Source organism: Streptococcus anginosus subsp. whileyi MAS624 (assembly GCF_000478925.1).
In the GTDB taxonomy this organism is placed as follows: domain Bacteria; phylum Bacillota; class Bacilli; order Lactobacillales; family Streptococcaceae; genus Streptococcus; species Streptococcus whileyi.
In genome coordinates this window covers 1-22478 of record NZ_AP013072.1, presented here as the reverse complement: position 1 = coordinate 22478, position 22478 = coordinate 1, and the positions used below count along the sequence as shown (strand labels likewise).

Here is a 22478-nt window from a genome sequence, read left to right as displayed (position 1 = left end):
ACCACCGTTAATAGTTTGTGCTATAATATATAGTAGAAATAATTCTACAATAGAAAGAATGATAGAAATGTCAGACAAAAAGGTTTCCTTAAGTGAAGTTAACCAAAGCATTGCAACGCCTAAAAACGCTGGTTTCTTTCGTACTTTATTAGCTTTTTCAGGGCCGGGAATGTTGGTTGCCGTTGGTTATATGGATCCGGGAAATTGGATTACAAGTGTTGTAGGTGGTGCCACCTATCGTTATTTGCTCTTATCAGCTGTCTTGGTTTCTTCTGTAATGGCTATGCAGTTACAACAAATGGCGGGAAAATTAGGAATTGTCACAAGGATGGATTTGGCACAAGCCATTGCGGCTCATACGTCAAAGCCAGTTCGCTATCTCCTTTGGGTTATTACAGAGTTGGCTTTAATGGCAACGGACTTGGCAGAAGTCATCGGTGCAGGGATTGCGCTTCATTTACTATTTGGTTGGTCTTTGTTATTTTCGATTTTGATTACAGTCTTTGATGTTTTCTTGTTGCTTTTTTTGATGAAATTAGGCTTTCGTAAGATTGAAGCAATCGTTGGAACGCTGATTTTAACTATTTTATTGATTTTCTTATATCTGGTAATCCTTGCAAAGCCCAATCTTCATCATATTTTATCAGGATATTTGCCAAATGTGGCAGCTTATCAACATACGGCTAGTAAAAATGGAACGTCCGTTTTGACCTTAGCACTGGGCATTGTGGGGGCAACGGTCATGCCACACAATCTGTATTTGCACTCTTCTATCGCGCAAACGCGAAAAGTTAATTACAAAGCCAAACAATCCGTGCATGAAGCAGTACGATTTATGACGTGGGACTCGAATATTCAATTGAGTTTGGCTTTTGTGGTTAATTCTTTGCTGTTGATTTTAGGGGCAGCATTATTCTTTGGACATGCGGATAAAATTGGTGCTTTTTCTGCAATGTACAATGCCTTAAAAGATCCTCAAATTGCTGGTGCTATTGCTAGTCCTATCCTCTCAACGCTCTTTGCAGTGGCTTTGTTAGCAAGTGGTCAAAACTCAACTATTACAGGAACCTTAACGGGACAAATTGTGATGGAAGGTTTCTTAAACATGAAGTTACCACCGTGGTTTCTCCGCTTGGTAACCCGCTTATTAGCTCTTTTACCAGTTGTGATTGTTGCTATTTTATACGGAGACAAAGAACAGGTGCTAGACAATCTTTTGGTCTATTCCCAAGTCTTTCTTTCAGTCGCCTTGCCATTTTCAATCTTTCCACTCGTGTATTTCACCTCTAATAAAAAACTCATGGGCGAATTTGTCAACAGTAAATGGAATACCTACTTAGCTTATGCCGTTTCTATTTTATTAACTATTTTGAATGTAAAACTTGTGGTTGATCTTTTTTAAAAATTTGTCTATCAGTTCAATTTTCTCTAGAATAAATGGCTTAAAAGCGCTATAATGAAAGAGGAAAGATTTGCATATATGGAGGTGTCAAGATGGACGAATTGAAAAAAGTTTTGCTGGCAGGGATTGGATTGACTTCCATGACCTATGATAAATCTAGTGAATTTGTCAAAGAATTGATTGCCAAAGGTCGCTTAACGGTGGATGAAGGCAAGCAACTTCAGTCAGAATTAAAGCGCAAAGCAAAAGAACAAACCGCTGAAAGTCAAGTTGAACACATAGATAATGTATATGCAACCAAGCAAGATATTGAACGATTAGAAGACAAACTAGACCAATTGCTTAAAGGGCTTTCGAAAACAGAAGAATAGTCTTCCATGATAACGCAGTCACAACTTTATAAAGACTGCGTTTTTTGCTAAACTAAAAGCAGGATTTGAAAGAAAAATTGACAATTATAAATAGAAGGAGGATAACTTTATGGCAAACAAACGCTTACGAGAGATTCTAACAGCCTTTAGTGCTGTTGGTTGGTCCAATCTGAAAGATCGAAAGAAGCCACTGGACGAGAAAAAAGCTCCTAAGCAATTGCGAGAAGCTTTTGGGCAACTAGGACCCAGTTTTGTAAAAATTGGTCAAATTTTGTCCACTCGCAGTGACTTATTGCCAGAAATCTATATCAAAGAGTTAAGCAAGTTGCAAGATGACGTCAAACCTTTGGACAAAGAGACCGTTATGGCTGCCATTGAAGACGAGTTAAAACGCCCAATTGAGCAACTTTTTTTAGATGTTTCACAGGAACATTTGGCAAGTGCCTCTGTGGCGCAAACTCACCGTGCTGTTTTATTAAATGGCGATGAGGTTATCCTGAAAATTCAGCGTCCGCATATTCAAGAGCAGATTACAGAAGACGTTGCTCTCTTGATTCGCTTAGCTCGTCATTTTCCTAAGCATTTGCTGCCTATGGTGGATTTGCCAAAGATTCTGCAACAGTTGCAGACCACTCTCTTGAACGAAATTGACTTTCGCAACGAAGCTAAGTATATGGACGAGTTCGCCCAATATAATCAAGATATTCCTTGTGTTGGAGTGCCAAAAGTCTATCCAGACTTTACCACTCCCCACTTAATTGTGGAAGAATACATTCCTGGCGTCCGCATCAATCAATATGCTGTTTTACAAGAAGCGGGTTACGATTTGGCAGATATTGGTCAGAAACTCATGTTGAGCTTTATCAAGCAGGTATTTAAAGATGGCTTTTTTCACGGTGATCCACATCCAGGTAATCTTTTGATCTATGAAGGAAAGATTTATTTTATTGATTTTGGGATTATGGGGGAATTGGAAACGGGTTTTCGTGCGTCTCTAAACGACATGCTGTCTAGTTTTACGACACAAGACATTGATTCGATGACACAGGCTATTCTAACAATTACGACTACTAGTGAACCAATCAATAAATTGCAATTAGAGCAAGATATTGAGCGCATGTTAACCAAATACGGTAATTTAGAGTTGGGCTCCTTGTCGATTACAGATATGTTTGAGGATGTGGTGGCGATTTGTAGGCGTCATCATTTACAAGTACCTTCTCAGATGGCAATTTTAGAAAAAGCCGCTTTGCAAATTGAAGGTCTCTTTCGCGAGCTAGCTCCTAATATCAATCTGATGACACTCGCCAAGCAATATTTCCTTGAAAATATGAAGTCAGATATTCTACACCAGACTTTGAGTTACGATTCTTTCTTAATCGAACTACTTTACTTGCTACGGCATGGGAAAAGCATTCCAAGACGGCTCCACCAGCTAGTGGAGCAGGTGGTGAATGGTCGCTTGGTTGTTAATCATGACTTGATAGACTACAATCAACGATTTCGTCGTATCGAATCTTTGACCAATCGTCTTGTACTAAGCCTTGTCTTTCTGGCTTTATTATTGACAGGGGGCATGTTAACCTTCAATCCGGAGCTGTTGCTTTTAGCGAGAAGTCTTTTTGCTTTAGCAGGATTGGTGTTGATATGGATTTTTTATCTGATTATCCAGTCCACAAAAAAATAACATAAAAAGAAAACGAGATAACTTGAATTATTGAAAATTACAATCTATCTCGTTTTCATCATTATTAAAAGCCTATACAACGATTGTATGTTGTAAGCTTATTATCTAAGATTAGGAATCTTATGAACCGCACCCCAAAAGTTAGATTTTTTATGTCTAACTTTTGGAGGCAGTACAATCTTATCCTAGTCTTTTTCTTTACCTTCTAAACTATTTGTAACGATCAGTTTGTCATTAGAAGAGGAAGTTTGCTTGAAACAAACATAGTCTGTGAGAGGGAAATGAATCAACTTTAAAAAGGTTTCTGCAAATTGTTCAGGAGGGGTAGGTTCAGGTTGGGTAATCCAAATTTCGATAAAGATTAAAATTCCTCTAACAAGAACTTGAGCAGCCTTTTCTTTTGGAATATTTAATTTTTGATAGTCAATCGTAATATGTTGTTCAATCCATTGTCCATAGGTATTTCGTAAAAATTCCCTCCAATATGGATCTGCTGCTGTTGTAAAAAGACAGCTGATTTGTTTTCGGTGGGTGTATAAGATAGGAATCACTACCTCTGCAAAAAAGACAAAAGGATCAGGATACACTTTCTTATCATAAGTTTGAAAAATCATTCGAAATTCAGCATCAAGTTCTTTATGAATATAGTCTAGAATTTCATGATTTCCATTGAAATAACGTTTATAAATGGCTTGTCTTGAAATTCCAGCCTTTTTGGCAATTTCTGCTAAAGAAAAATGCATTTTATTTGGATGTTCCATAGCAAGCTCAAAAAAAGCCTCTAGAATTTTTTCTCTCGTATTAAGTACCATCTTGCTCCCTCCTTATAAATATTCTAATTTAAAAAATATATGTAGTCTAGCAAAATCATCGGAAAAAGTTTACATTTTGTAAACCGCCTGCGAGCTATCCTGTTGTATATCAATAGGGTGTTTAAAACTTTACAGTTTGTCAAGAAATAGAACTAAAATATAGAGCATTTTGATTGAAAGGACTATAAGGTGGTTGATATAATGGTATTAGTGGAGTTTTGTACTTTTGTACAAAGTCCTGAAAAACCATAGAAAGGAAATCGTCATGATTAAAAAAGCGATGAATCTTGTTGGGGTTGCATTATTGCTGGCTTCAACAATCTTATCACCAGCTAGTGCGGTTGCTCAGACATTGTCGAATCAATCTTCTACAGTGACAACTCAGTCATCTCCGAAAACAGGAACGACTGAACAGCCAACGTCTCCTACTGAGTCAACGCAAAAGACAGCAGATACTAGTTCTAGTCAGGGGCAGCAGCCTGCTACTGAGAATAAAGCGGAAGCTAATTCAAATGAGCAGGAAAATAAGCCAAGCACCTCAAAAGAAGAAAGCTCTGATGCTAGCCAAGTAAAAGAGGAGACATCTTCACAAAAAGCTAGTAAGGTAGAGGAAAAGAGTGAGACTCAGCCAGGAGCTCCACCTGCTGCTAAAGATACTAAAGATACCCAAGCAGCTCCTAAAACTCAAAGAGCCCCTAAAGAAATAGATGCGATTACGAAATTTAGCATTACCGATCATAATGGAAAACCGTTAGACAAGCCATTGCAACAATGGGAACAATTTAAAATTGATGGTCAGTTTAAGTTGCCAAATAACGATGTGCATGAAGGGGATTATACAACATTCAAGATTTCAGAAAATCTGGTTTTGGTGTCAACTCCTAATTTTGATATTAAAGATAAAGATGGTCAAGTTGTAGCTCGTGCAACTATTGATCCAGAGAATCGACTATTAAAGTTGACCTATACAAAGTATGTTGAAAACAAATCAGATGTTTCTGGTAGCTTTTATTTTTATACTTATGTTAATCATCATATCGTAAAGGAAAAGAAAAAAGTTCCAATCGAAATTGCAGTTAATCGAAAAGTGATTAAGGTGGGAGAACCAGAATTTGGAGGTCCAAATCCGCCATCACAAAAAGATTTGACAAAAGTAGGTAATTTTAAACCAGACAATACTATCACTTATGATATCACTGTAAATCAGTCAGGAAAAGAAGTTCCGGATGCAAAAGTAACTGATATTTTAACAACACCGAAAATTTCCTATATTAGAAATAGTTTTAAAATTTACAAAGGGAAATGGGTTATTGAAAACAATCGTTGGGTTTTGCAAAACAGAACTGATGTTACAAGTCAATTTACAGTAGAGTTTCTATCTGATTCATCATTTTCTATCAGGTTAGGTGATATAAAAGCTGGTGAAGGCTACCATGTTATCTATAATGCGAAGCCAAACTATAAATTACAAAATGGTGAAATTATTAAAAATACTGCGACTCTTTGGTCAAGTCAAACTAAAATTGTAGAAACGATTCGCCCAAACATGTATCTAGAGGCGGGTGGAAGTGCAGAAGGCTATGTTTATTCTATAACCTTGCATAGAAAAGATGAAACCTCTGGAGCATCTTTGGCAGGAGCAGTCTTTAGAGTGACACGTGATCGGAATGGTGCGGTTGTAGGAGACTTCACTACGGATAGTACAGGAAAAGTCACGATTCCTAATTTGCTGAAAGACAATTATACTATTAAAGAAATTAAAGCGCCGGATGGTTATCGGTTAACAGGCAAAGAAATTAAGGTTAAACCTGAAGACTTTGGAACAACTAAATCCATAACAAAAGATATCGTCAATAAAAAAATTGAAAAAGTATCTACACAATTACAAATTGAGAAAGAATTAATTGGTCGGAAACTTAAAGATAGAGAATTTGAATTTGAATTGAAGAAAGAGGGAGACCAAAATCCAATTCAAACAAAAACAAATGATGTCAACGGTAAAGTAACATTTGATCCAATTAACTATACTGAAGAAGGTACGCATAAGTACATTATTTCTGAAAAACGCAAAGTAAACCCTGAAAAAGGGATTAATTATGATCCGAACGATATCTATGTGACAGTGGTTATTTCAAGAGATGCGTCTGGTAAGTTAGTGTCAACTGTCAAGTATGAAGGTATTGATGGCCAAGGTGGTAGAGAAGAAAAGAATAAGTTCACAAACTATTACCTTCCAGAGAAGACAAGCACAAAACTTTCTGTAACTAAGAAATTAATTGGTCGCAAACTTCAAAAAAATGAATTTGAGTTTGACTTAAAAGAAAATGGACAAGTTCTCCAAACTGTAAAAAATGCGGCTGATGGTAAGGTTCAATTCAAAGAGCTTGAATATACAAAAGCAGGAATCTATCATTATACCATTAGTGAAAAGGCTGGTGATGTTCCAGGAGTTGAATATGAACCGAATCTTATCTCGGCAACTGTAACTGTCGAAGATGAGGGAGGAAAGCTTGAAGTTACAAAGATCACTTATTCGAAAGCTGGTGAGGAGACTAAAAACCCAACTTTTGAGAATCGCTATACTCCAGGAAAGACTTTCGCTCGATTAGAAGTGAACAAAGTTCTGACAGGTCGTCAGCTACAAAAAGACGAGTTTGAGTTTGAGTTGAAGGAAGATGGTAAGCCAGATGTTCTTCAAACGGCTAAAAATGATGCCCAAGGAAAAGTTCAGTTCCAAGTTATTAACTACGACAAGGCAGGTGAGTACCACTACACCATTACAGAGAAAAAGGTCAGTTAGGTGGCATTACTTATGATCCGAAAGAAGTAAAAGCTACTGTCAAAATTACAGATGACGGCAAAGGAAAACTACATTCTGAAATTGTCTATGAAAAAAACGACACTACCTTCAACAACACCTACACCACTCAAGCTACTTCTGCAACCTTCGATGTAACCAAGGAGTTAACGGGTCGCAAACTGAAAGCGCAAGAGTTTGAGTTTGAGTTGAAGGAAGATGGTAAGCCAGATGTTCTTCAAACGGCTAAAAATGATGCCCAAGGAAAAGTTCAGTTCCAAGCTATTAACTACGACAAGGCAGGTGAGTACCACTACACCATTACAGAAAAAAATAATGGTCTGACAGGAGTTACTTATGACTCGAGCAAAGTCAAAGTCACAGTTAAAGTAACGGATGATGGTAAAGGGAAGCTAAGTACTACTGTGACTTATGACGGTGGTAAAAAGAACTTTAAGAATACGTTCACACCAAAAGAAATCACAGTGCCACTGCAGGTGACAAAAGCCTTAACGGGTCGAAATCTACAAGATGACGAGTTTGAGTTTGAATTATACGATGGACAAAACAAGCTACTTCAAACAGTTAAAAATAAAGCGGATGGTACGATTCCTTTCAAAGCTCTTAAGTTCACCAAGACTGGTCTTTACAACTACCTTATCAAAGAGAAAGCTGGTAAGGTTCCAGGTGTTGGCTACGATAAACAACCAATTAGAGTTACCATTCGTGTTCAACAAGAAGATGATGGACAGTTGATTTACAATATCGTCTACCTCGGTCTTGACGAGAGCGGTAAGAATAAAATTTCTAAACAAAGCTTTACAAATAAATATACTGCCAAAGGTACCGATGCTACTTTCTCTGTCACGAAGAAATTAACCGGACGTACTTTGAAGGATGGCGAGTTTAGTTTTGATCTGAAAGAAGATGGCAAGGCAGATGTTCTTCAAACCAAGAAGAATGATAAAGCTGGTAAGGTTCAATTTGATGCAATCAAGTATCAAACTGTTGGTACCCACAAGTACACCATTACAGAGAAAAACACAGGATTGGGTGGTGTGACTTACGACACCAAGACCATCAAGGTAACAGTTGAAGTCACTGATAATGGTAAAGGTCAGCTTGTTTCAAAAGTAACCTATGAAAACAATGACCAAACTTTCAACAATACCTACTCTAGTCAAAAGGTTAGTGCACAACTAAGCGTGACCAAAGAACTGACAGGTCGTGCATTAAACGATCAAGAGTTTGAATTTGAATTAGCTGGATCGGATGACAATGTTCGTCAGATGAAGAAAAATGCAGCAGACGGTCGTGTTACTTTTGATGCGATTGACTATACAAAAGTCGGAACTTATCATTACACCATCAAAGAGAAAGACAATGGCTTAGGCGGTGTAACTTACGACAAGAAAGAAATCAAGGCGACTGTAAAAGTCACTGATGATGGCAATGGTCAGTTAGTTGCCCAAGTATCTTACGATACAGCTAATCCAACCTTCCGCAATACTTACCTTGCTAAGGAAACAACTGCGACATTAGAAGCGAACAAAGTGCTAACTGGTCGCGAATTGAAAGCGAATGAATTTGCCTTTGACTTGATTGATCCAAACGGTAAAGTGGTGGATACCGTTAAGAACGCTAAAGATGGTAAGATTTCATTTAAAGAGTTGACATTCAAAACAGCTGGAACTTATACTTATACCATTAAAGAACAAGCTGGTGCTTTAGGCGGTGTGAAATATGACACCAAAGTAATCAAAGCAACAGTCACTGTCACGGATGATGGTAAAGGTCAACTACATACAACAGTTGCTTATGAAAACAACCAAAACACCTTCACGAATACTTATTCAGCAGATAAAGCCACTGCGACACTTTCTGCTAAGAAGCTATTAGAAGGTCGTAACCTCAAAGAAGGGGAATTTGAATTTGAACTGACTGGTACAGACGATCAAGTTCGCCAAACGAAGACAAATGCACAAGATGGTAGCGTCACTTTTGATACCATTGAGTATACTAAGGTAGGTACTTATCACTACACCATCACCGAAAAAGATACGAAACTCGGTGGTGTGAAATATGACACCAAAGTGATCAAAGCGACAGTCACTGTTACAGACGATGGTCAAGGCCGCTTAGTAACAAAAGTTGCTTATGAAAAAGATGATCAGACCTTCAAGAACACTTATTCCGCTGCTAAAACAAACGCACAACTCTCTGTTAAGAAAGCCTTGACAGGTCGTGCTTTGAAAGATGGCGAGTTTGAGTTTGAATTGAAAGGCCAAGATGATAAAGTTACTCAAAGCAAGAAGAATGCTCAAGACGGTAGTGTCACTTTCGACACCATTGAGTACACGAAAGCCGGTACTTATCATTACACCATCAAAGAGAAAGACAATAACTTAGGTAGTGTAAAATATGACACCAAAGTGATTAAAGCAACCGTAACCGTAACAGATAATGGTCAAGGTCAATTGGTAGCACAAGTTGCCTATGAACAGAACGACCAAACCTTTACGAACCAATACCAAGCTGCTCCAACGACTGCTCAGCTTTCAGCTAACAAACAATTAACCGGCCGTGACCTTAAAGCTGGTGAATTCAGTTTTGAACTGAAAAATGCTAAGGATGAAGTGCTTGAAACGGTGACAAATGATAAGGATGGTAAAGTTAGCTTTAAGAAACTGACTTATACAGCAGTTGGTACTTATCAATACACGATCACCGAAAAAGATACGAAGCTCGGCGGTGTGAAATATGACACCAAAGTGATCAAGGCAACCGTTACTGTGACTGATGATGGCGCAGGAAAACTGGAAGCGACTGTATCTTATGATACAGAAGATCGTGTCTTCAAAAATACTTATACACCAGATCCAGTCACTGCTACTATTGGAGTGACCAAGAAATTGATCGGCCGTGCCTTAAAAGCAAATGAATTTGAATTTGTATTGAAGGATGAAAAAGGTCGAGTACTCCAAACTAAGAAAAATACAGCGGATGGATCCATTAAGTTTGATGCTCTTGAATACAAAGCGACAGGTACTTACCATTACACAATCACCGAGAAGAATACAAAACTTCAAGGGATCATTTACGATAAGAAAGTGATTAAGGTGACTGTCACCGTCACAGATGATAGCAATGGTCATTTGGTTGCCAAAGTAAGTTATGATAAGAACATACAGACATTTGAAAATCGCTATACTCCACCGAAGAGAGATTTACCTAAGACAGGTACGGTCATTCAGACAGTAGCTATTTTCATTGGTTTGATTGTTTTGGTCGGTGCAGTTTATCTCATCAAGAAGAAATCTTGATAAAATCAAGACTTCAGAAAAATAATAAGTTTAAATTGGGAATCTAGAGAGCATTCTCCTCTGAAATGGGGGCTCTTTAGATCCCCTTTTTGATGCCTAGAGCATAGAATGTGAAAAGAAAAAGGAAGAGCTGTTTCCTAGAGAAAATGGACTTAGAAAAGTTATACAAAAATTTAGAGAATACTTAATCCTTTTCGTGGAAACTATGCTGAAATTTTCACTTGACTCTTTTTTTCTTTATGATATACTTAACTAGTAAAGAATTAACTGGTTAATCAGAAAAGGAGCAACATGAGTCAATTAGCACATGAAATGGATCATTTCTTAAATGAAATCATTTTAAAAGCCGAGAATCAGCATGAGATTTTGATTGGTTCTTGTACAAATGGAATGCCTTTGACTAATACTCAAGAGCACATCTTGATGTTGCTGTCTGAGGAGTCGTTGACAAACTCAGAGTTGGCGAAGCGCTTAAACGTCAGTCAAGCAGCTGTAACAAAGGCTATCAAATCGCTCATCAAACAAGAAATGCTGGAACCCTTCAAGGATCAGAAAGATGCGCGTGTTATTTTTTATCGGTTGACAGAATTAGCGAAGCCAGTTGCCGCGGAGCATCATCATCATCATCAGCATACATTGGAAATTTACGAAAAAATCGCCAATCAATACACTCCTAATGAGCAAGCTACCATTCAAAAATTCTTGGAAACCTTAGTAGGAGAAATCGGAAAATGAGATATATCACGGTTGAAGATTTGTCCTTCTATTATGATAAGGAGCCTGTGTTGGAGCATATTAACTATTATGTGGATAGTGGTGAGTTTGTGACTTTGACAGGTGAAAATGGAGCAGCAAAAACGACCTTGATCAAGGCTAGTCTTGGGATTTTGCAGCCTCGATTTGGTAAGGTGACGATTTCTAAGACGAATACAGCTGGCAAGAAGTTGCGGATTGCTTATCTGCCGCAGCAAATCGCTAGTTTTAATGCGAGTTTTCCAAGCACCGTCTATGAATTTGTTAAATCAGGTCGGTATCCGCGTAAAGGATGGTTTCGTCGTTTGAATGCGCATGATGAAGAACATATCAAGGTCAGTCTGGACGCCGTTGGCATGTGGGAACATCGAGACAAGCGGATTGGCTCGCTTTCGGGTGGGCAAAAGCAGCGGGCGGTCATTGCGCGCATGTTTGCTTCGGATCCGGATGTTTTTGTCTTGGATGAGCCGACAACGGGGATGGATGCTGGTAGCAAGGATGAATTTTATGATTTGCTGCACCATAGTGCGCATCGGCACGGCAAGGCTGTGCTGATGATTACGCATGATCCAGAGGAAGTTAGAAAATATGCGGACCGCAATATTCATTTGGTGCGAAATCAAGATTCGCCATGGCGGTGCTTCAATGTTCACGAGAGTGATCAGGAGGTGAGCCATGTTTAATTTATTGTCTTATGACTTTATGCAGCGGGCTTTTCTAGCAGTGATTGCTATGAGTCTGTTTTCGCCGGTTTTAGGAACTTTCTTGATTTTACGTCGTCAGAGTTTGATGAGTGATACGCTCAGCCACGTGTCGCTTTCGGGGGTTGCTTTTGGCTTGGTGCTAGGCATCTCACCTACGATTTCAACTGTCATTATTGTGATGATTGCGGCAGTCTTCTTAGAATACCTGCGGACAATCTACAAGAATTTTATGGAAATCGGAACGGCAATTCTGATGTCTACAGGACTTGCCATTGCTTTGATTGTGATGAGTAGGGGCAAGAGTTCCAGTTCTATGAGTTTGGATCAGTATTTATTTGGCTCTATTGTCACGATTAGTACGGAGCAGGTGATTTCACTCTTTATTATTGCGGCAATCGTACTTGTGTTGACTTTTCTCTTCATTCGACCAATGTATATTTTGACCTTTGATGAGGATACAGCTTTTGTGGACGGACTGCCTGTTCGTACCATGTCTATTCTGTTTAACATTGTGACAGGTGTTGCCATTGCCCTCATGATTCCAGCGGCAGGTGCCTTGCTGGTATCAACCATTATGGTGTTGCCGGCAAGTATTGCTTTGCGGTTGGGGAAGAACTTTAAAACTGTTATCTTGTTGGCAAATATCATCGGCTTCTTAGGTATGATTGCTGGTTTGTATATTTCGTATTATGCAGAAACGCCAGCCAGTGCAAGTATTACCATTATTTTTGTCGGCGTATTTTTACTAGTAAATTTATTGAAAAAATTTATCAAATAGGAGTAAGAAATGAAGAAAATTGGTCTATTAGTAGCAAGTTTACTGAGCATCTTTTTAGTGGCTTGTTCCAATCAAAAAAGCGCAAATGGGAAGCTAAATGTTGTGACAACATTTTATCCAGTTTATGAGTTTACTAATCAAGTGACAGGTGATACTGCCAATGTTAAGTTGCTGATTGGTGCAGGGACAGAACCACATGAATATGAACCTTCTGCTAAGGCGGTTGCAACGATTCAAGATGCAGATACTTTCGTTTATGAAAATGAAAACATGGAAACTTGGGTGCCAAAATTGCTTAAAACCTTGAAAAAAGGTAAAGTGAATGTGGTGAAGGCGACTGGGAAGATGTTGCTACTGCCTGGTACAGAAGAGGAAGGAGATCATGATCATGGTAAAGAAGGACATCATCATGAATACGATCCTCATGTATGGTTATCACCAAAACGTGCTATTAAAATGGTGGAAAATATTCGTGACAGCTTAAGTAAACGCTATCCAGATAAGAAAGCAACTTTCCAAAAGAACGCAGCAACTTACATTAAGAAATTAGAAACTCTGGATAAAGAATATGCAACTGGTTTAGCAAATGCAAAACAAAAAAGTTTTGTGACGCAACATGCTGCTTTTCGATATCTTGCATTGGATTATGGTTTGAAACAAGTTCCTATTTCAGGGCTTTCACCAGATAGTGAGCCTTCAGCAGCGCGTTTGGCTGAATTGACAAAATATATTAAGAAAAACAATATTAAGTATATCTATTTTGAAGAAAATGCTTCTCAAGCATTGGCTTCTACATTGGCAAAAGAAACAGGTGTGAAGTTAGATGTCCTTAATCCGCTTGAAAGTTTGACTGAAAAGCAAACAAAAGATGGGGCAGACTACATTTCAATCATGAAGTCCAACTTGAAAGCCTTGAAGAAGACAACTGACCAAGCAGGCGCTGAAATTTCTGCTGAAAAAGAAAAAAATACAAAGACTGTACAAAATGGCTACTTTGAAGATAGTGCTGTTAAAGACCGTACGTTGTCTGACTATGCAGGTCAATGGCAATCCGTTTATCCATATTTGCAAGATGGAACTTTAGACCAAGTCTTTGATTACAAAGCAAAATTAAGCGGTAAGATGACAGCTGCTGAGTACAAAGCGTATTATGAAAAAGGCTATAAGACAGATGTGTCTCATATCAATATCACAGATAAGACTATGGAATTTGTAGTCAACGGACAAAAGAAAAAATTTACTTACAAATACGTTGGTAAGCATACATTGACTTATTCTAAAGGCAATCGTGGTGTGCGTTTCATGTTTGAAACAACGGATAAAGATGCTGGAAAATATAAATATGTGCAATTCAGCGACCATAATATTGCACCAACGAAAGCAGCACACTTCCATATCTTCTATGGTGGTGAAAGCCAAGAAGCACTTTTCAACGAATTAGAAAATTGGCCAACTTACTACCCAACTAAGCTGAGTGGACAAGAAATCGCCCAAGAAATGCTTGCGCATTGATAAAGACACAATTTCTATACAGAAAGAGAAAAATCGAGTTGAGCAATCTTCTCGATTTTTTGCTTGACAATTGTTGATTACAGATGTAAACTATAAAAGAATAAAAAATTACAATCGTAATCAGAAAAGAGATGAAACAAAATGGAACAACAAAATATTAGTCAGGCAGAATGGCAAGTTATGCGTGTTTTGTGGGCCTATCCTCATAGCCGGAGCACCGAAGTGGTAGAGCGCTTAGAAGCTGATTTTGATTGGAAACCGGCTACCGTCAAAACCTTGCTGAATCGTCTGAAAACCAAAGAGTTTATTTCAATGGAAAAGATTGAGGGGAAATTTTACTATGATGCTCTGATCTTAGAAGATGAGCATTTGGAAAATAGTTGGCGAACCTTACTTGACAATATGTGCAATACCAAGCATGGTGATTTAGTGATTTCAATACTAGAAAGCAATCAATTCAGTCAAATGGATTTGTCCCGAATTTTGGATGTTGTAAAAGAAAAGCAAGTTCAAGCGCCGGAGACGATTCAGTGCAATTGTCCACCAGGTCAATGTACTTGTGGCGCGCATTGTCAAGATGACACGAATCAATCAAAAATGGCGGAGTAAGAAATGGAAAAAGACAAAAAAGAGTATAAATTATCCGGCATGACCTGTGCAGCTTGCGCGATGACCATTGAAATGGTCGTCAACGATTTGTCAACAGTAGAAGAAGCCACGGTGAACTTGGCGACGGAAAAATTGACAGTTTTTCCCAAAGAAGGATTTGCAAGCGAGCAAGTCTTAGACGCTGTGAAAGAAGCGGGCTACCAAGCGACAGAAAAGGGAGAACAAAGGCAGTCTGATTATGCGAAGCAAGTCGCGGAAAAGCAAGAAAACGTGCGCAAAATGGCGCGTCAGATTTGGTTTGCGGCAGGAGCGACCGTGCCACTCCTCTATATTTCAATGGGGAGCATGATTGGCTTGCCGTTACCCTCCTTTTTAGATCACATGACGCATCCCATTGTCTTTGTATTGGCGCAATTTTTCCTTACTTTGCCAGCGATTTGGGTTGGCCGCGGTTTTTATGTACGTGGTTTTCGGAATTTGGCAAAACGGCATCCGAACATGGATAGTTTGATTGCTGTAGGAACGAGTGCAGCCTTTCTGTATAGTTTGTACTCGGTCGTTCAAGTTTTGCTGGGGCATCATACTTTTGTACACCAGTTGTATTTTGAATCAGTTGGTGTGATTATCACTCTTGTTTTACTGGGGAAATATCTGGAAGCCAATGCCAAGGGTCGAACCTCACAAGCGATTCAAAGTTTGATGAGTTTGGTACCCGACCAAGCGATCGTTATTCGCTATGGCGAAGTCGTCACAATTGATACAGAAGACATCAAGGTTGGAGATATTGTGCGGATCAAACCGGGAGAACGTATGCCAGTAGACGGTGTGGTTATCTCTGGACAAACCTATGTGGATGAGTCCATGATGACAGGTGAAAGCGTTCCTGTCGAAAAAAATGTCGAAGATGTGATTACGAGTGCCACTATGAATCAAACGGGTTCTATTGATTATAAAGCAACCAAAGTCAGTTCAGACACGACTTTAGCTCAGATTGTTCATTTGGTAGAGGAAGCGCAAGGGTCAAAAGCGCCTATTGCGGCTATGACAGATAAAATCTCGCTTTACTTTGTACCAATTGTCTTAGGCTTGGCAGTTTTAGCAGCTCTGTTGTGGTACTTTCTGGCGGGAGAGAGTTTGCAATTCTCACTTTCTATCTTTATTGCGGTGTTGGTCATTGCTTGTCCTTGTGCGCTTGGCTTAGCTACTCCGACGGCTATTATGGTAGGTACGGGAAAAGGAGCTGAAAATGGTGTCTTGATTAAGTCTGGGGAAGCTCTTGAAGCGGCTCATTTGGTAGATGTTATTGTTCTGGATAAGACAGGTACGATTACCGAAGGGAAGCCAAGTTTGACGGATGTGTTGACTTTTGGTGATGTCACACGGGAAGAATTGCTGCATTTGCTTGCAAGTAGTGAGCAACATTCAGAACATCCATTGGCGGTGGCAATTTTGGAAGCTGCTCAAGCGGAAGCTATACCATTAGCATCGGTAACAGATTTTCAAGCGATTTCAGGTAAAGGGATTATAGCTCAAGTAAAAGCTCAAGAAATTCTAATTGGGAATGAAAACTTAATGAGACAATACCAAGTCGAGCTCGGAGAATATATCTCTGACTTGATTTCCTTATCGCATCAAGGAAAGACGACTATGTTTGTCGCTTTGGATAGACAACTGGTGGGGATGATAGCAGTCGCTGACCAAATCAAAAAAAATAGCCGGAAAGCTATTGCTGAATTGCAAAAAATGGGCTTAGAAGTGGTGATGCTGACAGGAGACCGTGAGGAAACAGCTCAAGCCATTGCAAGAGAAGCTGGTGTCAATCAAGTCATTGCAGGAGTATTTCCAGACGGCAAAGCAGATATCGTCAAGAATTTGCAAGCGCAGGGGAAAAAGGTTGCCATGGTGGGTGACGGGATCAATGATGCACCTGCTCTGGTGCAAGCTGAAGTCGGGATTGCGATTGGTTCTGGAACGGATGTGGCTATTGACTCAGCCGATATTGTTTTGATGCACAGCGACCTTTTAGATGTGGTGACAGCCATTCGCCTCAGTCAAGCTACGATTAAAAATATCAAAAAAAATCTGTTCTGGGCCTTTGCCTACAATACTCTAGGAATACCAGTTGCAATGGGGCTTCTGTATGTATTTGGCGGTCCGCTGCTCAATCCTATGTTAGCCGGTCTTGCCATGAGCTTTAGCTCGGTTTCTGTCGTCACCAATGCACTGCGTTTACGGCGCTTTAAAATAAAATCATAAAAGGAGTTTCTCATGAAACAAATCGTTACTTTAGAAAATATATCTTGTCAAAATTGCGTAAAACACGTCACTGAGCACTTCCTAAAATTAGAAGGTGTATCGGATGTCCAAATTGATTTAGATACAAAGGTTGCTACTGTCACGACCGATCACACTTACAGCGCAGCAGATTATCAGGCAGCACTTGCTAAAACAATTTATAAAGTTGTTACTGTTGCATAAAAAATGAGGCTGGGCAAAAAGTGTCCCAGCTTCTATTAGAATTAGTAATAAACGAATAACGCAGCTTCAACAATTCACTGAATTGTTGAAGGCGGGAAATCAGCCTTGCACAGCAAGCCACTATGATTGCTCAAAGCACTGCTTTGAGGTGGCAGATAAAACTTGCGAAGCAAGTATCAAAGCTGTTTGCTTTTCAAGCTCGGAAGAGTACCCTTGCGGGGGTGGGACTACGAACTAAAAATTTTTGATTTTTAGTTCGTAGTCCCTTTATTTTTAAATCAATCCTTTTTCAAAACTTTGAGAGGTAGCTTCGACACTAATTTTTTCAAGTGTAAAAGGATGTGTGAACGTTAAGCGATGAGCATGGAGCATGAGACGCTCTGTATTTTGCAGATTGTACAGTGGATCACCAATGATAGGGTATCCGTGGTGAGCTAGATGTACCCGAATTTGATGAGTTCGTCCAGTTTTAAGTTGGCAGTTGACGAGTGTTTTGTTTCCAATTTCTTTGAGCTTAGTGACCTGCGTTTCAGCGTATTGACCGTTTTTGTTATCCACTAGCCGTTTTCGCCGATCGTGACGGTCACGCCCGATTTTATCTGTATAGATTTGACGTTTTTTGGGGAATACTCCTTGTACCAAAGCCCAATATTCACGCGAAATTTCCTTGTTTTCTAGCAATCGATTTAAGATTGGCAAGATAAAAGGATTTTTCGCAAAAAGAACAGCTCCGCTTGTTTCCTTGTCTAAGCGATGAACGACATAGCAAGTATTTCCAACATAAGCAGAGACATGATTTAAAAGCGCCAGCTCTGTCGGTTCATTGGCATGTGTTTTCATACCTTCGGGCTTGTTGACAATGATGATGTGTTCATCTTGGTATAATTCTTCCACAAGATTAGCTTTGCCCATTAAAATAGACTTTTCTGGATAATCTTCTTCGTCAAAGATTAAAGCAATCGCATCAGCTGGATGAATCCGACTTTGCCAGTTAATGGGTTGTTGGTTTACAAGGACGTGTTTTTTAATGCGCAGAAAATGGCGAATCTTTCGTGGAATCAAAAAATGTTCTTCCAGCAGCTCTTTGACTGTCATCTCTGGCAAACCTTGTGGAATCGTAATCGTAAATTGCATATAGTTATTGTAACAAAATAGTAGATGATTGCAAATAGTCAGCTAACTCTTGAACAATTTCTTAAAGTTTTCTAAACGAAACGCTTGATAAGAGGTCTCTTCTTGTCTGGATATGGAGAAGGTGATAGAATAAGGATATGAAAAAATTAAATGAATTATTTGAAAAAATAGTGAATCATTTTAAAAAGGACAGTCCTGAGCGCAAGCATCAAGAGGTGACAGAAGTTGAAGAATCTGAGCCACATTTGAGCCGGTCTGGAAAAAGCCGAAAAAAGCCAATTTCTCAGCATCCATTTCGTCGATTTTGGCGTCGCTATCACCTGACGAAGATTGTTTTGATTCTGGGACTTGGTTTTGGCTTGGTGACAGGAGGTTATCTCTTTTATGTTGCCAAATCTACTAATGTGAATGATTTGCAGAATGCTTTGAAAGCAACGACATCTATTTATGATAAGGACGGCAAAAAAGCTGGAAGTTTGTCAGGGCAAAAGGGAACTTACGTAGAATTGTCCCAGATTAGCCCGAACTTACAACATGCCGTCATTGCGACAGAAGACCGTTCTTTTTATAAAAATAGTGGGATTAACTACGGTCGTTTTATCATGGCGATTTTGACTGCGGGACGTTCTGGCGGTGGATCCACCATTACGCAGCAATTAGCCAAAAATGCTTACCTATCTCAGGATCAGACTATTGAGCGGAAAGCAAAGGAATTTTTCCTTGCCTTGGAATTAACCAAGAAATATAGTAAGAATCAGATTCTCACCATGTACCTCAACAATTCTTACTTTGGAAATGGTGTATGGGGCGTAGAAGATGCCTCTAAAAAGTATTTCGGAGTATCTGCTAGCCAACTGACACTAGATCAAGCAGCTACCTTAGCAGGAATGCTTAAAGGACCGGAACTATATAATCCGCTTGCTTCTATCAAAAATGCAACCAATCGGCGCAATACCGTTCTGCAAAATATGGCAGCAGCAGGTTATATCAGTCAAAATACTGCGAACCAAGCAGCAGCAAATGGTTTGGGCAGTCAATTGGTAGATGCTTACACAGGAAAATCAGCAGATTATCGTTATCCGTCTTACTTTGATGCGGTTATCAATGAAGCAGTTCGAGATTATGGCTTAACAGAAGCTGATATTGTCAATAACGGCTACCGTATTTACACAGAGCTAGACCAAAATTACCAAGCTAGCATGCAAGTCATCTATGATCGCGAAGATTTATTCCCGCAAGCAGCAGACGGCACCAGAGCCCAATCGGGTAGCGTAGCGCTTGATCCTAAAACGGGAGGTGTTCGCGCACTTGTTGGGCAAATCAATAGTACCAGTGCCAATTTCAGAAGTTTTAACTATGCCACACAATCTTCAAGAAGTCCTGGCTCGACTATTAAGCCCTTGGCGGTTTACAGCCCTGCAGTTGCAGCAGGTTGGTCCATCAATAAAGAATTGGATAATAGTACAACAACGTATGGAAATTATACCGTGAATAACTATGGTGGGATTCAATCCAGTCCGACTGTGCCAATGTATCAGGCTTTAGCGCAATCCTTAAATATTCCAGCGGTTGCTGCTGCTAATGAATTGGGACTGAAAAAAGTTTTTGAATATGGTAAAAAATTTGGCTTGAATATGGATAAAGTGGATCAGACTCTTGGGGTGGCTCTCGGCAGTGGCGTAACAACCAATCCGCTACAAATGGCACAAGCCTACTCGACTTTTGCCAATAATGGTGTTATGAATGATGCTCATTTGATTACCAAAATCGAAAATGCTAGTGGACAAGTAGTCAAAACTCATAAATCAACTTCAACGCGAGTGCTTAACCGCTCAACAACAGAAAAAATGACCAGTATGATGCTGGGAACATTTACCAATGGTACCGGTGTTTATGCTGCTCCTTACGGCTATGACATGGCTGGGAAGACAGGAACGACAGAGACTGACTTTAACCCAGATTTATCAGGAGACCAATGGGTTATTGGTTACACGCCAGATGTGGTGATTAGTCAGTGGTTAGGTTTTCCAAAGACAGATGAAAATCATTATCTGACAGGCACCAGTGCCAATGAAGCTTCAGCTATTTTCCGAAGTGTGGCAAATAGTATCCTACCGTACACAAATGGTACGAAGTTCGGTGATGAAAATGCCTATGCAAAAAATGGTATTGCACCGGTTGATACGAGTGGTACAAATAACACTACGAATCAAAGTGACAATCGTTCAGATGTTTTGAAAGATGTGCAGGATAAAGCTAAGAACTTGGTTGACCAAGCTAAAAAAGCAATTGACGATGCTAAGATTTCTGAAAAAGCACAGAATCTTTGGGACACGGTTAAGAGTTGGTTCCAATAGACTTGTCAAAAATGGGCTTTCTTGATATAATAAACAAGATGGAGGCGTTATGGCACTAAAAAAAGCGAGTCTGGCGTGCACGGTTTGTGGATCGAGAAACTATTCAATCAAAGTGAGTAGTACGCCAAAACCAAAACGTCTGGAAGTAAATAAATATTGTAAACATTGCAGTAAATACACGATTCATAAAGAAACTAGATAGGAGAAAGTTGTGAAATTCATTAAAGATACATTTCAAGTATTAAAAGATACAACTTGGCCAACTAGAAAGCAAAGCTGGGTAGATTTTATCTCAGTTATGGAATACACAGCTTTCTTTGTCGTCATTATTTATCTTTTTGACTTACTTGTCACAAGAGGTTTGGTACGATTGTTAAATATCTTTTAAATTTTAGCCTGCTTGTTGTTTTATCAAGTAGGCTTTTATCTTTTATTATAAAAATAGCAGTAAAAAGATTGCATTTGCTATTTTTGTGGTATAATAGGGCTAGAAAGAAATCGAAGCCCTCAGGCTTTTTTATTTAGGAAAGGAAGAACGATGGACAGTTTTGATAAAGGCTGGTTTGTCTTGCAGACATACTCAGGGTATGAAAATAAAGTAAAAGAAAATCTTTTACAACGTGCACAAACCTATAATATGTTGGAAAATATTTTGCGCGTGGAAATCCCAACGCAAACGGTGCAAGTGGAGAAAAACGGGAAAACCAAAGAAGTTGAAGAAAATCGTTTCCCAGGTTATGTCTTGGTAGAAATGGTGATGACAGACGAAGCATGGTTTGTCGTACGGAACACACCAAACGTAACAGGCTTTGTCGGCTCACATGGAAACCGCTCTAAACCAACACCACTTTTGGAAGAGGAAATTCGCCAAATCTTGATTTCAATGGGACAAACCGTTCAAGAATTTGATATTGATGTGAAAGTTGGCGATACCGTACGTATCATTGACGGCGCTTTTGCAGATTATACGGGTAAAATCACCGAAATTGACAACAACAAAGTTAAAATGATTATTTCGCTATTCGGGAATGATACAGTTGCCGAAGTGAATCTAAACCAAATTGCTGAATTATAATAAAAAGTGAGCTAGAAATCAATTTTTATAGTTATTGGTTTTAGCTCATTTTTTGTGTTTTTTTATCAAAAATAATAAATTCATTTTAAAACTACTTGCCCCAAATTCGCCCCAAAATATTTTTAAAGTTTGCTTGATTTAACCGAACAAAAAAACAAAAAAAGCCCGATTTTACGGGCTTTTCATTCGGTTAATTCCTGTTAAATTAGGTACTGAAAGGCGGTAGACGGATTTGAACCGACGATCAAGCTTTTGCAGAGCCGTGCCTTACCACTTGGCTATACCGCCACAACGTTTATTAACGTTTATTATTTTATCCTAAAAAATCGTTTTCGTCAAGAGTATAGATTGGTTTCTCTTTGTAAAATTTTAGTGTTTTCCGATTAAATTTAGTCATTAAAGTGGTGAAATTATCATTTTGATAAGCCGAAGAAAAGGTTGGATTGATAGTTTTTCTTGTTTTAGATAAGGTAACAATAAGATAAACTTGTTTAGCTGAACCAACTGACTTCAAAAATATCAGCCACCATCTTCCTAAAAGTAAAGAAATCATAAGTTAATTTCCCGTTACTTGCTTCCTTTTTTAATAATTGTATCCATTCATATGACATTTCTAAAATTAAATGTTTGTATTTTTGGCTATGGGAACTTCTTTAACAAAAACAAATAAATGTTGCCAGCTATCA

Annotated in this window: 17 protein-coding genes, 1 tRNA gene and 1 pseudogene; 15 read left to right on the top strand and 4 right to left on the bottom strand. The window is 39.0% G+C overall.

What is annotated here, in order from left to right:
* Positions 1-67 precede the first annotated feature (67 nt).
* The 3 genes from ANG_RS00095 (at position 68) to ANG_RS00085 (ending at position 3460) form a co-directional block, all read left to right on the top strand.
* Positions 68-1402 (top strand): Nramp family divalent metal transporter, encoded by a 1335-nt coding sequence (locus ANG_RS00095; RefSeq protein ID WP_003036944.1) that lies wholly within the window; start codon positions 68-70, stop codon positions 1400-1402.
* Positions 1403-1494: 92 nt separating this feature from the next.
* Positions 1495-1773 carry a phasin family protein gene (locus ANG_RS00090; RefSeq protein WP_006269134.1) on the top strand — a complete coding sequence of 93 codons (279 nt, stop codon included), beginning with the start codon at positions 1495-1497 and terminating at the stop codon, positions 1771-1773.
* 109 nt (positions 1774-1882) lie between these two features.
* On the top strand, positions 1883-3460 hold the full coding sequence (locus tag ANG_RS00085) for an ABC1 kinase family protein (RefSeq protein WP_025271521.1): 1578 nt from the start codon (positions 1883-1885) through the stop codon (positions 3458-3460).
* A 185-nt stretch (positions 3461-3645) separates the two neighbouring features.
* On the opposite strand, the gene ANG_RS00080 is transcribed toward ANG_RS00085, so the two are convergent.
* A complete protein-coding gene (locus ANG_RS00080) occupies positions 3646-4272 on the bottom strand; it encodes a TetR/AcrR family transcriptional regulator (protein ID WP_003037023.1) in 627 nt (208 codons plus the stop codon).
* 265 nt (positions 4273-4537) lie between these two features.
* On the opposite strand from ANG_RS00080, the pseudogene ANG_RS10645 reads away from it, so the two are divergent.
* The 8 genes and pseudogenes from ANG_RS10645 to ANG_RS00035 all read left to right on the top strand — a co-directional run bounded on the left by ANG_RS10645 (position 4538) and on the right by ANG_RS00035 (position 17226).
* A pseudogene (locus ANG_RS10645) lies at positions 4538-10392 on the top strand (Spy0128 family protein).
* A 291-nt stretch (positions 10393-10683) separates the two neighbouring features.
* Complete coding sequence (locus ANG_RS00065; RefSeq protein WP_003037039.1) at positions 10684-11127, top strand: zinc-dependent MarR family transcriptional regulator; 444 nt, start codon at positions 10684-10686, stop codon at positions 11125-11127.
* Positions 11124-11828: a metal ABC transporter ATP-binding protein gene (locus tag ANG_RS00060; RefSeq protein WP_025271520.1), complete on the top strand. Its 705-nt coding sequence runs from the start codon at positions 11124-11126 to the stop codon at positions 11826-11828. The genes ANG_RS00065 and ANG_RS00060 overlap by 4 nt, the downstream gene beginning before the upstream one ends.
* Positions 11821-12627, top strand: coding sequence for a metal ABC transporter permease (locus ANG_RS00055; protein ID WP_025271519.1), 807 nt, complete (start codon positions 11821-11823; stop codon positions 12625-12627). Before ANG_RS00060 ends, ANG_RS00055 begins: the two co-directional genes overlap by 8 nt.
* A 9-nt stretch (positions 12628-12636) precedes the next feature.
* Positions 12637-14139, top strand: coding sequence for a zinc ABC transporter substrate-binding protein AdcA (locus ANG_RS00050; RefSeq protein WP_025271518.1), 1503 nt, complete (start codon positions 12637-12639; stop codon positions 14137-14139).
* Positions 14140-14280: 141 nt separating this feature from the next.
* Positions 14281-14748, top strand: a complete 468-nt coding sequence (locus ANG_RS00045; protein ID WP_003036942.1) for a CopY/TcrY family copper transport repressor — start codon at positions 14281-14283, stop codon at positions 14746-14748.
* Between the two features lie 3 nt (positions 14749-14751).
* A complete protein-coding gene (locus tag ANG_RS00040; RefSeq protein ID WP_003037036.1) occupies positions 14752-17004 on the top strand; it encodes a heavy metal translocating P-type ATPase in 2253 nt (750 codons plus the stop codon).
* Between the two features lie 12 nt (positions 17005-17016).
* A complete protein-coding gene (locus ANG_RS00035; RefSeq protein WP_003027316.1) occupies positions 17017-17226 on the top strand; it encodes a heavy-metal-associated domain-containing protein in 210 nt (69 codons plus the stop codon).
* Between the two features lie 273 nt (positions 17227-17499).
* On the opposite strand, the gene ANG_RS00030 is transcribed toward ANG_RS00035, so the two are convergent.
* Entirely contained in the window at positions 17500-18360 is an 861-nt protein-coding gene (locus ANG_RS00030) for an RluA family pseudouridine synthase (protein ID WP_003037046.1), read from the bottom strand.
* A gap of 137 nt (positions 18361-18497) precedes the next feature.
* Here ANG_RS00030 and pbp2a point away from each other — a divergent pair, with 137 nt between their 5' ends.
* The 4 genes from pbp2a to nusG all read left to right on the top strand — a co-directional run bounded on the left by pbp2a (position 18498) and on the right by nusG (position 21792).
* Positions 18498-20717 (top strand): penicillin-binding protein PBP2A, encoded by a 2220-nt coding sequence (pbp2a, locus tag ANG_RS00025; RefSeq protein ID WP_003036962.1) that lies wholly within the window; start codon positions 18498-18500, stop codon positions 20715-20717.
* A 49-nt stretch (positions 20718-20766) separates the two neighbouring features.
* Positions 20767-20919: a 50S ribosomal protein L33 gene (gene rpmG / locus ANG_RS10750; protein WP_003027324.1), complete on the top strand. Its 153-nt coding sequence runs from the start codon at positions 20767-20769 to the stop codon at positions 20917-20919.
* A gap of 9 nt (positions 20920-20928) precedes the next feature.
* A complete protein-coding gene (secE, locus tag ANG_RS00020) occupies positions 20929-21105 on the top strand; it encodes a preprotein translocase subunit SecE (protein ID WP_003027327.1) in 177 nt (58 codons plus the stop codon).
* A gap of 150 nt (positions 21106-21255) precedes the next feature.
* Positions 21256-21792: a transcription termination/antitermination protein NusG gene (gene nusG / locus ANG_RS00015; protein WP_003027329.1), complete on the top strand. Its 537-nt coding sequence runs from the start codon at positions 21256-21258 to the stop codon at positions 21790-21792.
* Positions 21793-22009: 217 nt separating this feature from the next.
* Here the strand turns inward: nusG and ANG_RS00010 are convergent.
* Positions 22010-22080, bottom strand: a tRNA-Cys gene (locus ANG_RS00010).
* A gap of 25 nt (positions 22081-22105) precedes the next feature.
* Complete coding sequence (locus ANG_RS00005) at positions 22106-22345, bottom strand: hypothetical protein (protein WP_025271517.1); 240 nt, start codon at positions 22343-22345, stop codon at positions 22106-22108.
* Positions 22346-22478 lie beyond the last annotated feature (133 nt).